At 36.3% G+C, this 15,840-nt stretch carries 17 protein-coding genes; 6 read left to right on the forward strand and 11 right to left on the reverse strand.

The features are described 5' to 3' along the window. The first annotated feature begins 4 nt into the window (after window positions 1-4). From ACPLVE_RS08365 to ACPLVE_RS08375, 3 genes are read left to right on the forward strand one after another with little or no spacing between them, the layout of a single operon-like run. A complete protein-coding gene (locus tag ACPLVE_RS08365) occupies window positions 5-1,165 on the forward strand; it encodes a DUF2275 domain-containing protein (RefSeq protein WP_424611108.1) in 1,161 nt (386 codons plus the stop codon). A gap of 4 nt (window positions 1,166-1,169) precedes the next feature. Next, window positions 1,170-2,072: an ABC transporter ATP-binding protein gene (locus tag ACPLVE_RS08370; protein ID WP_424611109.1), complete on the forward strand. Its 903-nt coding sequence runs from the start codon at window positions 1,170-1,172 to the stop codon at window positions 2,070-2,072. Continuing rightward, window positions 2,069-2,929: an ABC transporter permease gene (locus tag ACPLVE_RS08375; RefSeq protein ID WP_424611110.1), complete on the forward strand. Its 861-nt coding sequence runs from the start codon at window positions 2,069-2,071 to the stop codon at window positions 2,927-2,929. Before ACPLVE_RS08370 ends, ACPLVE_RS08375 begins: the two co-directional genes overlap by 4 nt. A 9-nt stretch (window positions 2,930-2,938) precedes the next feature. On the opposite strand, the gene ACPLVE_RS08380 is transcribed toward ACPLVE_RS08375, so the two are convergent. Continuing rightward, the gene (locus ACPLVE_RS08380; RefSeq protein WP_424611111.1) at window positions 2,939-3,343 is read right to left on the reverse strand and encodes a DUF1284 domain-containing protein; all 405 of its coding nucleotides are present in this window, start codon (window positions 3,341-3,343) and stop codon (window positions 2,939-2,941) included. A gap of 152 nt (window positions 3,344-3,495) precedes the next feature. On the opposite strand from ACPLVE_RS08380, the gene tdh reads away from it, so the two are divergent. The 3 genes from tdh to ACPLVE_RS08395 all read left to right on the forward strand — a co-directional run bounded on the left by tdh (window position 3,496) and on the right by ACPLVE_RS08395 (window position 7,232). Further along, the gene (tdh, locus tag ACPLVE_RS08385; RefSeq protein ID WP_424611112.1) at window positions 3,496-4,539 is read left to right on the forward strand and encodes an L-threonine 3-dehydrogenase; all 1,044 of its coding nucleotides are present in this window, start codon (window positions 3,496-3,498) and stop codon (window positions 4,537-4,539) included. Between the two features lie 13 nt (window positions 4,540-4,552). Beyond that, complete coding sequence (locus ACPLVE_RS08390) at window positions 4,553-5,785, forward strand: aminotransferase class I/II-fold pyridoxal phosphate-dependent enzyme (RefSeq protein ID WP_424611113.1); 1,233 nt, start codon at window positions 4,553-4,555, stop codon at window positions 5,783-5,785. A gap of 169 nt (window positions 5,786-5,954) precedes the next feature. Then, on the forward strand, window positions 5,955-7,232 hold the full coding sequence (locus tag ACPLVE_RS08395) for a uracil-xanthine permease family protein (protein WP_424611114.1): 1,278 nt from the start codon (window positions 5,955-5,957) through the stop codon (window positions 7,230-7,232). A 175-nt stretch (window positions 7,233-7,407) separates the two neighbouring features. Here the strand turns inward: ACPLVE_RS08395 and ACPLVE_RS08400 are convergent, their stop codons facing one another. The 10 genes from ACPLVE_RS08400 to ACPLVE_RS08445 all read right to left on the reverse strand — a co-directional run bounded on the left by ACPLVE_RS08400 (window position 7,408) and on the right by ACPLVE_RS08445 (window position 15,706). Continuing rightward, window positions 7,408-8,124 (reverse strand): SIS domain-containing protein, encoded by a 717-nt coding sequence (locus ACPLVE_RS08400; protein ID WP_424611115.1) that lies wholly within the window; start codon window positions 8,122-8,124, stop codon window positions 7,408-7,410. A gap of 83 nt (window positions 8,125-8,207) precedes the next feature. After that, entirely contained in the window at window positions 8,208-9,035 is an 828-nt protein-coding gene (locus tag ACPLVE_RS08405) for a PTS system mannose/fructose/sorbose family transporter subunit IID (protein ID WP_424611116.1), read from the reverse strand. Window positions 9,036-9,064: 29 nt separating this feature from the next. Beyond that, the gene (locus ACPLVE_RS08410; protein WP_424611117.1) at window positions 9,065-9,826 is read right to left on the reverse strand and encodes a PTS mannose/fructose/sorbose/N-acetylgalactosamine transporter subunit IIC; all 762 of its coding nucleotides are present in this window, start codon (window positions 9,824-9,826) and stop codon (window positions 9,065-9,067) included. 50 nt (window positions 9,827-9,876) lie between these two features. Next, the gene (locus ACPLVE_RS08415; protein WP_424611118.1) at window positions 9,877-10,356 is read right to left on the reverse strand and encodes a PTS sugar transporter subunit IIB; all 480 of its coding nucleotides are present in this window, start codon (window positions 10,354-10,356) and stop codon (window positions 9,877-9,879) included. Between the two features lie 51 nt (window positions 10,357-10,407). Next, complete coding sequence (locus tag ACPLVE_RS08420; protein ID WP_424611119.1) at window positions 10,408-10,803, reverse strand: PTS sugar transporter subunit IIA; 396 nt, start codon at window positions 10,801-10,803, stop codon at window positions 10,408-10,410. A gap of 35 nt (window positions 10,804-10,838) precedes the next feature. Next, window positions 10,839-11,696, reverse strand: coding sequence for a MurR/RpiR family transcriptional regulator (locus ACPLVE_RS08425; protein WP_424611120.1), 858 nt, complete (start codon window positions 11,694-11,696; stop codon window positions 10,839-10,841). After that, window positions 11,680-12,393, reverse strand: coding sequence for an N-acetylmannosamine-6-phosphate 2-epimerase (locus ACPLVE_RS08430; RefSeq protein WP_035174866.1), 714 nt, complete (start codon window positions 12,391-12,393; stop codon window positions 11,680-11,682). Before ACPLVE_RS08430 ends, ACPLVE_RS08425 begins: the two co-directional genes overlap by 17 nt. A gap of 173 nt (window positions 12,394-12,566) precedes the next feature. Continuing rightward, window positions 12,567-14,411, reverse strand: a complete 1,845-nt coding sequence (locus ACPLVE_RS08435) for a DUF4914 family protein (RefSeq protein WP_424611123.1) — start codon at window positions 14,409-14,411, stop codon at window positions 12,567-12,569. Between the two features lie 300 nt (window positions 14,412-14,711). Continuing rightward, window positions 14,712-15,050 carry a phage holin gene (locus ACPLVE_RS08440; RefSeq protein WP_349122084.1) on the reverse strand — a complete coding sequence of 113 codons (339 nt, stop codon included), beginning with the start codon at window positions 15,048-15,050 and terminating at the stop codon, window positions 14,712-14,714. Continuing rightward, on the reverse strand, window positions 15,047-15,706 hold the full coding sequence (locus ACPLVE_RS08445) for an N-acetylmuramoyl-L-alanine amidase family protein (protein ID WP_424611121.1): 660 nt from the start codon (window positions 15,704-15,706) through the stop codon (window positions 15,047-15,049). The genes ACPLVE_RS08440 and ACPLVE_RS08445 overlap by 4 nt, the downstream gene beginning before the upstream one ends. Window positions 15,707-15,840 lie beyond the last annotated feature (134 nt).

Raw genomic sequence — 15,840 nt, forward strand, 5'->3', positions numbered from 1 at the left:
AAGTATGTGCTACGATGAAGGAACTCTTCAGGCATATTTAGATGGAGAATTAGACAAACTCACCTCAAAAAATATAGAAGAGCATGTAAAAACCTGCAGCACGTGCAGGCAAAAATTAGAAGAACTAAAGTTTATAAACGAATTTACAGCAAATACCTTAAAGACTTCCGATATAGATTTAAATAAGGCATGGATGGCTTTTAATGAAAAATTGAGCAAAGAAAATAATAAAAGAAAAGGAGTGGTATCCTTGTTTACAAAGTACAAAAAGGCTATTGCCGCTGCTTTAATAGTAGCATTTATAGCGGCCTCAGCCTTTTTCCCGCCCCTTAAAAATGCGGAAGCCAAACTTTTAAACATATTCAGGCTTGACAAGATGCAGGTCATAACAATAACCCCAGAGGATATTACGCAAATCCAGAATCAGTTCTATGACAAAGGTATAAAAAATATAAGCCTTAAAGACTATGGAGAGATTATAAAAGACGGTTCTTCAGAAGGGCGTCAAATTTCTCCTGATGAACTTGACAAAGTAAAATCTGAACTTGGATATGAAATAAAACTTCCAGCAGATGAAAATTTTGAAATAAAGCATGCGTACATCTCAAAAATTGAAGGCTTAGAGTTTATATTAAAAGTTGACAAAATAAATGAGCTAATTAAAACATTTGGCGGCACACACCTTTTCCCAACAGAACTTGATAGGAAACCCATTATTATAAATTTTGGCAGGGCAATTGATATGGATTTACAGAAAAAAGGCAGTGAAAAAATCCAAATTGTGCTTGACATAGTAAAAACTCCGGAAATAGTGGTGCCAGAAGGGGTAGATGTAGATAAAGTAATTGACGCTTTAATAAACCTCCCATTTTTACCCGAAAATATAAAAAGACAAATAGCCAGCGTAACTGACTGGAAAGAGACATTGCCAATACCAATGCCTATGGATAACAACACCGAAATTAAAGAAATAACCCTTCGCGGAAATAAAGGCATTCTAATTGTGGAAAAATCCGGACCTTATTTTGTAACTTTGGGATGGACTGAAAATGGAGTTATGTACAACCTCACAATTTGGCCAAATCCTACAGGGGACAAACAGAATTCTCTTTTAAAAGAAGAGGCAATAAATACATTAATTCAAATCGCAAATTCAATGAGGTGATCAGATGGTTTTAGAGACAAAAAATCTAACAAAGCAGTTTAATGGAAAAGGCGGTTTCAAAGAAGTTTCTCTCTTTGTGGAAAAAGGTCAGGTCTTTGGATTTTTGGGACCAAACGGTGCTGGAAAGACCACTTTTGTAAAGACCATGGTGGGGTTTTTGCACCCCACCTCTGGTTTTGCATGGATTTTAGGGAAACCCATAGGCACTGTAGAGTTCAGAGAAAAAGTGGGATTTTTACCTGAAAATTTTAGATATCACGACTGGATGACAGGAAAAGAGCTTTTGAGCTTCCATGCTGAGCTTTATAAAATAAAAAATTCAGGCAAAAAAATTGATGAACTTTTAGAATTGGTAAAACTCAAAGGTCATGAAAATAAACTTATCAAAAATTACAGCAAAGGAATGCAACAGAGAATTGGCATTGCAATAGCCCTCTTAAATGACCCCGAAATAGTGTTTTTAGATGAACCTACTTCGGCTTTAGACCCTGTTGGAAGAATTGAAGTAAGAGAAATCATAAAACAATTAAAATCGCAAGGCAAAACTGTTTTTCTAAACAGCCACCTATTAAGTGAAGTAGAAATGGTATGTGACAAAGTAGCTATAATAAATCACGGTAGAGTAATAGCTCAAGGAAAACTGGATGACTTATTAAAAGAACACACCCATGTAGAAATGATTGTATCAGACTATAATTCAGAGTTGATTGAAAAAATTTCTCGCTTATCAAAAGAATTTCAATTTAAAGAAGGTAAGCTCTCTTTTAAAGTAGAAGACAGAGAAAAAATACCAATTATAGCTAAAATGGCGATAGAAGCCGGTGCCAAGCTATATCAATTAAATACCCAAACTTCTTCACTGGAAGATTTATTCATAAACTTGATTGGAAAGGATGAGGTTTCGTGACAACCATAATAAAATACACCTTTAAAGAGATGCTAAAAAAACGGGCTTTTCTATTGGTCTTTATCTTATCCCTCCTCTACCTTTCCATATACGCTTTTGGATTGAGCAGAATATTTGATCGCCCTTCAAGTTCTATATTCGACATAATAGTTGAATCACAAATTTTATCTGCTGGTCTTTTCTTTGCAAACTTTATAGTAGCTTTCCTCGTGGTTCTAACGTCTGTAAATGCCATATCTGGAGAAATAGAAAGCGGCACTATATATTCTATTTTGTCTAAACCTATAAAAAGATATGAACTGGTATTGGGGAAATTTATAGGGTTAGGCACCATGATTGTAATATACAGCTCCATCATGTTTTTGTCTGTAGTAGGTTTGAACATTTGGTTTGGCTCTAAAATAAATTTCGGATGGGATAACATTTTAAAAGGTCTCTTTTTCTTTGATTTAGGCCCTATTGTATTTTTAGCTCTTATAATCGCCTCAAGTTCAATTTTTTCTACTGTAAACACAGGAATAATCGCCATTATGGCCTATGGAATCGCTCTTGTTGGAGGAGTCTTAGAACAAATTGGATATGCAATAAAGCAAAGCCCGGCAGGAACATTAGCCTCAAATTCTGGAGAAGGCTTGATTAACGCTGGCATTCTCACAAGCCTCATACTCCCCACCGATGTGATATATAGGAAAATGATAGCAGTCCTTCTTACAAAAAGCAGCGGAATAAGCTTTTTAACTCAAGGTTTCTTTGGCGGCATGTCTCAACCCAGCATTTACATGTTCATATACATCTTCTTCTACGTCGTATTTCTCCTCTATTACGGTGCAAAGCGCTTTTCACAAAGAGACTTATAAAAGGCGGTTTTACCCGCCTTTTAACTTTTTAAGCCCTTCTAAACAATAACCCAGACCAAACCATTCACAATCCTTACATATATTCATCATCTTTTCCTCTGTCATCCTTTCACTGATTTTATTTACAATATCCCTATACCTTACTAACTCCCCCACTTCTATGCCCAAAACTTTTAAAACAGCCATATCTCTTTTCCTTACACTTCCAGGATAATTCTCTATTTTGCATTCCCCATTTATATTATTTGGGCAAGCGGCGCAGATGTTATCCACATTATCCACAACTTTTATCAACATATCCTGTTCATTATTTAATTTTTTAATAATACCATCCATATTTTTAACAAATTCTTCATCATAACCAAGCCCTCTAAATCCTAAAATACACAAAAAGTGATGCCCTCTTATCTCCATTTTTACACCCCTCATGCATCTTTTTTTAAATTATATCACATCTTTCAATAATACCTTTTCAAAAATTTTTGTACTCGAAAGAAGGAATTTGTACAAAAATATAGAATATATTATGTAGTAAAATTAGTGTACAAGTAAAGGAGATGTCTATTATGGATGGACTTATGACCGCCGTGGTAAAACAATACCCCAAAGAAGGGGCAGATATAGTAAAAAAGGAAATACCAAAGATAGGCCCTGATGAAGTTTTGATAAAAGTTAAAGCTACCTCTATTTGCGGCACAGACGTTCACATATACGTCTGGAATGAATGGGCAAAAAGTAGAATAAAACCTCCAAAAACGATGGGACACGAATTTGTAGGAGAGGTTGTAGAAATTGGAGAAAATGTCACATCAGTAAAAGTAGGTGACTTAGTAAGCGCAGAAACCCATATAGTATGCGGAAAATGCAGAGCCTGTCGAACCGGCAATGCTCACATATGTGAAAATACCCTCATTTTAGGTGTTGACACAGATGGAGCCTTTGCAGAATACATTAAAGTCCCCGAAAGCAATGTATGGATAAACGACAAAAACATGCCTCTTGAGATACTGTCCATACAAGAACCCCTTGGAAATGCGGTTCACACTGTTTTTTCGGGAGACATAGTCGGTAAATCTGTAGCCGTCATAGGATGTGGTCCAATAGGGATGATGGCAATACCACTTCTCAAAAGAACAGGCGCCGCAGCAATATTTGCGATTGAACCTGCTGACTACAGGAGAGAACTGGCACACAAGCTTGGGGCAACAAGAGTTATAAATCCTCTCCGCGAAGACGTTGTCAGCATAATAAAAAGCGAAACAGAAGGCTACGGCGCAGATGTAGTTTTGGATTTTTCAGGTAATCCAACCGCCATACGGCAGGGCCTGGAATATATCGCAAAAGGAGGCAGAATGTCTATTTTAGGCCTCCCTGACAATGAAGTCTCAATTGACATCACAAATAATGTGGTATTCAAAGGAATCACTATACAAGGCATAACTGGAAGAAGGATGTACGATACCTGGTACACCGTAAAGGGATTACTAAAATCGGGACTTGCAGAAGATTTAAAACCAATAATTACTCATACATTCCCTCTTACCGAATACCAGAAGGGAATGGAACTCATGATAAAAGGGCAGTGCGGTAAAGTCGTATTATATCCGTAAAGGAGTGATTTTAATGCCGCTTTCACGAATAACTCAGGTTTTAGCGCAGGAATTAGAAGACTTAAAGGCAGAAGGACGAGCAAAAGGAAAGGAATTTATAGTAGTTGACGTGAAAAAACCCCAAAACGGAAAAGGACCGCGATTTTTCTTAAAAGGATATGGTGATAAAGAATTTATAAGGATGAATTCCAACTCCTACCTCGGAATGCAATTTAATGATGAAGTAATAAAGGCTGAAGAAGAAACCGCAAGGAAATTCGGTGTAGGTCCCGGCGCAGTGAGATTTATAAGCGGCACCTACGCAACCCACAGAGACCTTGAAAAAAGGCTGGCTCGGTTCCATCAAAGGGAAGATGCAATGATTTTCAGTTCTGCATATATGACTGTAGTGGGAATAATATCTTCACTCACAACCCCTGAAACAGGTATAATAAGCGATGAACTGAATCACAACTGTATTATAAACGCCATAAGGCTTTCACGACCTAAAGAAAGATATGTATACAAACATCTAGACTATGAGGATTTAGAAAACGGCATAAAAAGCCTTATTGGTAAGGTAAAGCGGGTAATAGTGGTAACTGATGGAGTATTCAGCATGAGAGGAGACTATGCGAATTTGAAAAAAATAGAAGAAATCACTTCCAAGTATGACGAAAATTTCGAAGAAAATATAGTAACAATTGTGGACGATTCCCACGGTGTTGGAGCATTTGGCGATACAGGAAGAGGTACAGAAGAAGTAACAGGCGGGAGAGCAGACCTACTCATTGGCACTATGGGAAAAGCTTATGGGGTAAATGGAGGATATGTAGTATCTAATGAAGTTATCACGACTTACCTTAGGGAAAAAGCAATAACCTACATTTACTCTAACCCCATCACTCCTTCAGAAGCAGCTTCTGTATTAAAAGTCTTAGAGATAATAGATAGCGATGAAGGCAAGAAGAAGCTCTCCCATCTGAAGGAGATGGCTAAGAGATTTAGAGAAGGGCTTTTAAATTTGGGATATGAGACTGTGGTAAGTGAACATCCTATAGTACCTCTCCTGGTGAGAGATACAAAAAAGACAATAGAGTTAGTAAATTATCTTATAGAAAACGGCATACTAGCAACGGCAATCACTTATCCAGTAGTGCCCAAAGGAGATGAAAGCATCAGATTCCAGATAAATGCGGACCACACTCCTTCTGATATAGACTACGTTTTAGAAGTCTTAAAGCTTTATAAAGAAAAAAATAATTAAAGCCCCTTCTTCGGGGGCTTTTTCTATAGACAAACCCTCTTTCATGTGATATAATTAGAAAGAAAAATTGAAAAAACCCTTTAATTTAGCCCAGTGAGGCTAAAAAGGAGGATATAAAAAGTTCCTCCTTGGGGGTTTTTCAGTAACCCATAATAAAGGAGGTTTTTTTATGCCTAATAAAGTATACGAAATTGAAGAAACACCGCCTATAAAACAAATGGTCCCATTATCCTTTCAGCACGTCTTTGCGATGTTCGGAGCAACCATTTTAGTACCTCTCTTGACAGGCCTTGACCCCTCGGTAACCTTATTTACCTCAGGCCTTGGAACACTGATATTTCACCTCATGACAAAAGGGAAAGTTCCCGCTTATCTTGGTTCATCTTTCGCCTTCATAGCTCCCATAATAGCAGCAACAAAACAATTCGGCCTAAAAGGCGCCTTCTTCGGCATGTTCGCAGCTGGACTCGTATACGTGGTGGTTTTCATAATAATAAGCCTGACAGGGATTGACTGGCTAGAAAAACTGCTCCCTCCTGTAGTAGTAGGACCTGTAGTGATGATAATAGGTTTATCCCTTGCTCCTGTAGCAATAGCTCAAGCGCAAAAAGATTTAGCTACAGCTCTATTTACAGCGGCATTAATAATCATCTTCAGCATGTTTGGAAAAGGCTTTATAAAAGTGATTCCAATCCTTTTAGGAACAATAGGTGGATATATATTTGCCATAACAAGAGGCCTTGTAGACTTCGGACCTGTTGCAAAAGCTTCATGGATTGCAATTCCCAAATTCTCCTTCTTAACAGGACATGCTCCTGAGGTCGCATGGGGTGCTGTAGCACTGGTTGCACCTCTAGCACTGGTCGCTATAATCGAAGACCTGGGACATGTTCTGGTAATAGGAAATATAGTTGAAAGAGACCTCATAAAAAATCCTGGATTTCACAGGGTAATGTTAGGAAATGGCCTTGCAACTTCAATCGCAGCACTTTTTGGCGGACCACCGAGCACAACTTACGGCGAAAACATTGGAGTCCTCGCAATAACAAGAGTCTACAGCTCAAGAGTAATTCAAGGAGCAGCAATCATTGCAATACTTTTAAGCTTTATACAAAAAATAGGCGCTTTGATAGAAGTAATACCCCAGGCAGTAATGGGTGGGGTGACTATAATCCTCTTTGGAATGATTGCAGCAGCAGGTATGAGGACACTTGTAGAAAACAAAGTGGATTTTTCAGACAGCAGAAACTTAATAATAGCTTCTGTAATATTAACATTAGGAGTAGGCGGTATAAAAATACCCTTGGGCAATTTTGTGTTCGAAGGAATAGGCCCTGCCACTTTAGCAGGAATACTTCTAAACCTTGTCTTGCCCAAGATAAATCTGGGAAAAGAAAAAATGACTGAAAAAGTTAAAAGTGCAAAAGAAGCTGTCCAGAAAGCGTAAAAATAAAGCCCTCTAAATCTCAAAAGAGGGCCCTTATCACTTTTTTACCTCTATTCCTACTCCAAAAAGCCTATTCTAAGGCATATATACATCAAATTCATAATCAAATTCATTAAGGATTTTCTTTTTTTAAATTTGTCAAGTTCACCTTTTATGACCTCTGAAATAATTTTCTCTAAATATTTTCTATACCTTGATATTTTCTTACATATTCTTCAATTAACTTTCTATTATATTCTGGCCCACCATCAATATTATCACTCATATAAATGGGAGGCGTATATCCTAATGCTAACATAACTTTTACTGCTTCCACCATCGTAGCTTGCAAAAGTGCTATAGCAGCTATCGTAGAAACTGGTCCTACTTTTACTGGTAATCCGTTAAATTCTATGGTAGCATCTCCTTCTTTTACACAATTGTCTAAAACCACATCTGCAAATTGGTATAAATTTTTCCCCAATGAATGCCTTGATTTTAGTTTTTTAGAAACATTTAAAGAAGTAACTGCTATTATTCTGTTCCCCTTTTGTTTTATAAAATCGGCTACTTCTATTATTAGAGGATTCCTACCTGAATTAGAGATAATAATAAAACAATCATTTGGAGAAAAGTGATATCTTTCCATTAACTTATATCCAACACCCTCTATTCTCTCATATAATCCTTTAGAAGGCTCTTCAATAACTTTTACAGGAACTAATCCTCCAGCTCTTTCTGTTATCTCTACAGCTACTATAAATGAATGTCCACTTCCGAAAGAATATACAATCCCTCCATTCATGATAGAATGCGCAACAATCTCACTCGCTTTTTTTATATTTTCACCTTGAGTAGTCTTAATCTCTCTAATTAGGTTTTCGACTCCTTCAAGATATCTTATCCCTCCCACTTAATACCACCGTCCCAAATATTCATCTTAAAACAAACTTTATTATGACTTTTATTATTTAATCTTTTACTTCAGATAAAATCTTATATTAAAATTTTGAATAATGATAAAACTAAAGCAACCACAAATATCCCTATAATTAATTTATTTGGAGTAACTCTTTTTCTTAAAAACCAAACTAACACAAATGTTGTAATAAGAGGTAACATACTTGGCATAATATCATCTAACATTTCTTGTACCTTTAATACTTTATCTCCAACAGTAAGTGCTAAACCCGTTTTTACATTAACCCATTGTGCTACTAACACTCCAAGAACCATAAGTCCAAGAACTGAAGAACTTTCTGCAATTTTTTGTACTATATTAGTTTCTTTAATATCTTTCAATATTCTCATTCCCGCATTATAACCATATAGAAGGGAATACCATCTAAAACTAAAATTTATTATATTCCAAGCTAGTAAAAATATTATTGGACCTAGAATACTTCCTTGGAGAGCAAAAGCCGCACCTATACCTGCAAGCAAAGGACGTAAAGTTCCCCAAATCAATGAATCTCCTATTCCTGCAAAGGGTCCCATAAGACCAACTTTAACATTATTAATTGTTCCTTCTAAACTACCGGTTTTGGCATTTTGTTCTTCTAATGCTATTGTAACTCCTAATATTGGATTCATCATCCATGGATGTGAATTATACATTTCGAGATGTCTTTTCATGGCTCTTTGCCTTTGTTCATCATCAGAATATAACTTTTTTATTATCGGACTCATAGAAAAAAGGAAACCTAAAGCTTGAAATCTTTCGTAATTAATAGAAGCCATATCAAATAAGGAACGCCAAAAAACTTTTTTCAAATCATCTTTGGTTATCTTTTGAACAGTGGCTCCGGAGTTATTGATTGTCATCTCATATCCCTCCCACTTTAATAATCTTTTTAAATTTCTTCAAATTCTTTTACTTTTGATTTCTCATTTAACATATTTATGTGAATAAAAGCAAGAGCCAAACCAATTAATGCTATACCTAAGAGACTTCCTTTAAAGAATGCTGCTAGCGTAAATCCTAGTACAAAGTATGGTAACAATTTTTTGTTGCTCATCATTACATATAACATCGCAAATCCAAGCGCAGGCAACATACCTCCTGCGACAGTAAGCCAATTAGTAACCCAGTGGGGCATTCTTTCTACCATAGCCTTAACCGCATCTACCCCAAAAAATATCGCTAGGAAAGCCGGAACAAATCCTTGTAAGAAGAATAAAAATGAACCTAAATATTGTAATCTATCGGTTCCTTTCAAATCCCCCTTTACAGCATACTGATCTGCTTTATGCATTAAACCGGAATTTATAGTCCAAATTAGCATTTGTAACATTTGAGCAACCATCGCTACAGGTATAGCTAAAGGAACAGCCACTTTGGAATCCAAACCTGAAAGAATTGCTAATGCTGTTGCAATGGCAGTAGCAGATGTTGCATCTGGTGGTATCGCAGCACCGACAGGAATAACTCCTAAATAAATCATTTCGATAGAGGCCCCTATAAAAAGTCCTGTTTTCACATCACCTAATACAAGTCCCATTACTGTTCCTGCTACTAAAGGCCTTGAAATCATTGTATGCCCCCATCCATAAATGTCCCATTCAAGAATACCAGCCACTAACGCAACCAGCAAAGCTGTACCTATTAAACTCATTTTTATCTCCCTCCTTAGATTTTTTCAATTTCTTAAAATTAAAAAACCATTCACAAAGAAACATATTTAGTAAGAGGCTCTTTTTCATTCATCGGCGCCACTTGATAGAATAATTCCACCCCCTTTTCCTTAAGGAATTTTAAATCTTTTATATCATTTTCATCTAGAGAAAGAGCTTTGTTATATTGAGTTTTCCCTTCAGAGTAATATATCCCCCCAATATTTAGGCTAGGGATATTGATTCCTTCTTTCACAAGCTGAACAGCTTCCTTAATATATTTGAACACTACCATTGTTCTTTTACCTTTAAAATACTCTTTCTCTATAAGTTCTTTTGCTTTTTTCACTGAACAAACTGTCAATTTCACACCTGGGGGAACTGCTAATTCTAATAAATTTTTTTGAAACTCATCATTAACTACTTCATCGCTTATTACTGCAATTTCATCTACGTTTAACAATCTCGCCCATGCTATCGCTATTTGACCGTGGATTAACCTGCCATCTACTCTCCAAAATATAATTCCCATATACTCTCCCCTCTTTTAACTTTTTATATTTAATTTTTAACTTTTATTTACTCAACCAAGGTACATTACCGTAATATTTTCTCTTGCAATTTCTACAATTTTTTGTATAATTTTGCTATCTAATTCCTCAGAAGACGTTAACAATATTTCTAATAACATGGGTAAATTGATTCCGGCAATCAAATAAAATTTATAATCTTGTAACAAAGAAACTGCTGCATTAAAAGGGGTACCTCCTTTTAGATCCGTTAGAACAACTACATTATTTTCTCTATTGTCAAGTAATTCAATTTGGAACCTTATTTTTTCTTTTATAGTTTCCATACTGTCATAGGGATAAAAATCAATTATATCGACATAAGAATCAACGGTATCTCCTAATATTAACTTTGCGCTCTCCACAAAAGCGCGAGCAAGGGGACCATGAGTAACTATAATAACCTTCAACTTAACAGCCTCCTTGAAATCATTCTAAAATAAAATTAGTATAATTTCTCTAATACAGCTTTTGCAGTTTTGCTAAGCATGTTTACGGCCTGATCTTTAAGCCTTACAGCCACTGCAGTGTACAAAACATCCAAAATATGAAGCTGTGCTATTTTTGAGGTTAAAGCACCACTTCTCAACGGGGTTTCTTTTGCAGAAGTAAGCAATACAATATCTGCAACGGAAGTAATTGGAGAACGAGCATAATTTGTTATGGCAATCACTTTTGCTCCAGCTTCTTTTGCTAATTTACAAGTCTCTACTGTATCTTTTGTACTTCCAGAAAAAGATATCCCTACAGCTACATCTTTTTCTGTCAAACTAACAGCAGAAATAGCTTGAATATGAGCATCCAGATTGGCATCTACATTTAATCCAAGTCTCATAAATTTGTATTTAGCATCTAGTGCTGTATATCCTGATGCTCCTACACCATAAAATTGTATCTTTCTGGCATTTATAATGGCATCTACTGCTTTTTCTAATTCACTCAATGAAAGTAATTTAACAGTATTTGATAATGCTAATGTGTTTTCCGTAGTAATTTTTTGCACTAATACTTCTAGTGGGTCATTAAAGGAAATATTCTCATGTATACTGGTCTCAGGTTCTGCAATTTCTTTTGCAATATTAAGCTTAAACTCCTGAAAACCTGATAACCCTATTCTCCTACAAAATCTCACTATTGTAGTCTCTCCAGTCCCACATTTTTCAGCTAATTCTGTAATAGAAAGGTATATTACTTCAGGCACATTTTCTAACACGTAATCTGCAACTTTCTTCTCTGCTTTTGTAAGAGAATTGTAAATACTTTGTATTTTTAATATTACATTGCCATTATTTTGCTCTGACATTTGAATATCTCCTTTCTTTGATAAAAGTTACAAACCTTTTTGTAATTTCATGAGGACGGGTAATAGCAGTACCTACAACAACTGCATACGCTCCCTTTTCTAAGGCTTTTACAGCTTCCTCCGGAGTCCATATTCTACCTTCTGCTATTATTGGGACATTTACCTTTCTCGCCAATCTTTCTATTAACTCATAATCTGGGCCTTCCAATTCCGGACTATATTCTGTATAACCTGATAATGTAGTGGAGATTAGATCAAAACCCAGCTTTTCCGCCTCTATACCTTCCTCGTATGTTGAAATATCTGCCATAACCAATATTTTTGGATATTTCTCCTTTATCCTTTTTAAAAACTCTCCCGTTGTTAAACCACCCGGCTTATAAGCTTTAGTAGCATCAATTGCAACAATATCCGCTCCTGCTTCTATAACTTTATCCACTTCTTCCATTGTTGGAGTTATATAAGGGGCATATCCTTCGTATCTTTTCTTTATAAGCCCTATTACTGGAATACTTACCTCTTTCTTTATTGCAACAATATCCTCATAACCATTTGCTCTAATTGCTACTGCTCCTCCAATCTCCGCAGCTTTAGCCATCTTCGCCATGATAAATGGGCTATGGAGAGGTTCACCTTCTAAAGCTTGACATGAGACTATTAAGCCGTTTTCTAATTTTTGTATTATATCCATCTGCATCCCTCTTTGTTTTTAAATTTCTTTTTACTTTGTTTTCTATTAAATTATATTCGACATAAAATGAAAAATTCCTCCTTTTAAAATATAAAAAAAGAAAAATTTTTTTATGAGAAATATATGTCTTACCAATACAACAAAAAAGAGCCTATACAACTTAGTACAGGCTCTTTTAATTATCTATAATCTCCCAAAAGTTTTATATAATCCTCTAAAGTTCCATCCTCCAAACAGGTCTCTATGATTTTTCTGCCGAGAGGATTAAGCTCTGGAACTAAGAATTTCTTTAATTCTCTCTTAAAAAATTCATTTAAAATCTGTGCTCCTTTATCATACCCCTCTTCCCCGACTTCGGGCTGTCTGTTCACTTGCAGTAATTCCTTCGGTATAAAGTTTCCATTTATTTTAAGGGTGTTCAGGGCATATCCTAAAAGGCTACTTTTCGCTGGTGTAACTTGATCTGGTCTAAATCTTACACTTCCTCTTCTTGCAAGATATTCACGGGCTATCCATTCGGGCATAAACCCTACTTTCCACACCCCTATATATTGGTTTGGAACGAGAATATACCTTGTGCCGGGAGTATTTATAATCTGTTCTAACAAAAGATTTGCGTGCGTGACCATTTTACCCGTAGCAAAGGGCCAGTAAGACCCTACTCCTTCACTCTCCAATCCTTCTGCACCAACGATGCTCGGGTTTGCATGGCCTCTCGGTGCAACCAGTCTCCACAGCCAGCCAAGTGCAGGCGGAAGCAGGTGAACCATTCCTATTATGCCGTAAGAAGGTTTCTCTCTGGAAGTAGGAGGAGTTCTAACACCAAAGCTCCTTATGTCTACTTCTACAGGCTCGTCAACTACATTAGGCATAAATCTCCTCGGCATTATAACCCTGGGGTTAGGACAGGGCTTGCCAGGAGCGTCCATAATATGTTCCCATATGAGGCAGGTAGATTTAGGAACGCCGTCAATATTCAAGAAAATCAAAGGCTCTGGCGGATATATGCATAATTTTTCAAAATGGGGATCTGTCCCATACTCATTTATATGATCTACTCGTATAAACCAACCCTTTTCTGCGTCCTTTATAACTAGTTTTTTCCCCTGCTGCAGGGCTGGATGACACAAAGCCATATCGTCTGTAATTGGCTGTAGCTCGCAAGCCTCTTTTAAATCCACATAAATCTCTTCCCCTGTAACGATATTTTTTGCCACCTTTATGCGCCCATCCGGTTCTCTGTGAATTTGCTCTAACATTTCACTTTTTCCGCCGCCACTTGCTCCTTCATGCATTATAGTCAGCATATTATCATAAGGAGTAATCACCCTTACAGCTGAAGCATGAGCAGTAATCCAACCCTCTTTTTCTCCAATTGTGAGAAGCACTCCGTATATTCCCTTCTTAGCACTCGGACCAAGGTACAAATTATATGAAAAAAGTTCGTGTAAATTTTTCAATCGGTTGTGCACAACGACCTGTTTTCCGTTAAAATGAGTATGTCTAAAAGGAGGAGCTAAATATACTATGGCTCTCGGTGTAAAACCTTCAGGAATTTCATTTGCTGGAATAAAACCCTGTATATCGGCTAAAGCTGTAGCAAAAAAACCTGCATTTTCTGGAGCAATTAAAAGGGAAGGATAGCCCAGTTCTTCACCGCCGGACATAAAAGGCATCACAATTAATTTCTGGCCTTTTAACCACTCAAAAGTCTCTTTGCGCAATGTATCAAAATCATAGCCGTACCTATCTTTAAAGCGCGGCTTATCTGTCTCTCCTTCATCCGCTACAACAAGACAATCAGGTTCTCTTCTTCTCATGTAAGGTTCCGGAAAATTGACAGCCAAACCATTTTTGCATTTGGCAACTGTACCTTCTAATACTCTCCCCTTCCCAGGGACTTCATATACTATTTCGAACCAGTCTTCTTTTCCCCCCATAGAAATCTCTAAGAGGTGATCTCGACTCTCTGGAATTGTAATAGATGAAGCTTTTTCTATTATCTCTCTGACTTCTTGTAGCAAATTTACTCTATTTAGAAAATAATCAACCGCTTCCTCCGCCTTTGTGACTGTAATCCCCACTTATACCACCTCACAGCATTAAGTATAAGAGTATTATACAATATTTTTGCCAAAATTGCAATTTCAAAATTTAATTTTGCAAAATATCTATAAATAAAAGGTTATCTCTACACATGTGTCTGCAATATTCGTACATTTCCTCTGTAATCTTTTACATTGGTGAAAGTTGTTTATCTTAAACTTGCAATTAAATTAGTACCAGCTACTAAAAAAATAGCACCCCTTCAAAGGGTGCCTACTTTACTCACTTTTTTGAAGCTCTTTCTGAAGACCTTTTAGCTTTAAAACGTAATTCATTTCAAAGACTGCAGCTTCTATTAATTTATCTATCTCTTCATCAGTAAGCTTATTCCCAATGACTTTTTTCAAAAGTTTAAAAACCTGTTCTTTCTTAATAGGACCATTGCCTGGACCTACTTGCTGTTCAACAGCCTGCACAAAAGCCTTTGCTATTTCATAGTACCTTTTTAATTTTTCCATTCCTATTTTTGTGCTCAAATAGTCAATAAGATAACCTAAAACGACCATTACAAGAAGCTGTATTCCTGCTGTTAAAATAGTCATTATCAATTCCTTCATTTCATTCCCTCCAATAATTTTATTATTACAGAAGCAAACTCGCCCCATGTGACATAACTTTTAGCATCATACACTTTATTAATAATACCTTTAGCCTTTAATTTTTGAATTGCGCTCTCTCCCTCTTCAAACTTGGTTTTCAGAAAATCTTCAATCCCTACTGCTATAGCTTCAGCAAAGATGCTATCTTTCTCTAAAAGCAATTTAAGGTCATCTGGGTTTGACATAAAGGCAAGTTCCACTAGGATAGCTGGCATATACGTGTACTTCAATACATAGAATTTTTCATATTTTACTCCTCTGTCTTTCGTCCCAAGGGTTTTTACTATTTCGTTTTGTACATATTGAGCCAAATTCCTGCCATCTATACTACCAGGGTAAGCATAAGTCTCTGTCCCATTGGCAGAGGGATCTTTAAAGCTGTTACAATGAATAGAAATAAAATAGTTGGCATGAGCCTTATTTGCTATATCACATCTTTGTTGAAGGTCTACTGTCTCATCTTTATCTCTTGTCATTATAACATCTATGCCTTTTTTAATCAGAATATCCCTCAATTTTAAAGCCACATTTAGATTTATATCTTTTTCCTTATAGTCTCCTACCACAGCCCCAGGGTCTTTCCCTCCATGCCCCGGATCTACAGCGATTAACAAATTATCCACCACCTTCAATTTCTCAATATTTATTCTATGATATACTATGTAAGAAAATTTTACAAGTTTTTATGGATAATTGTCTGTGTCAAGATTTTGTAGGTAAAAAATTTTTATAACTGACCTCACCGTTA

This window comes from Caldanaerobacter sp. (assembly GCF_049701115.1).
Lineage (GTDB): Bacteria > Bacillota > Thermoanaerobacteria > Thermoanaerobacterales > Thermoanaerobacteraceae > Thermoanaerobacter.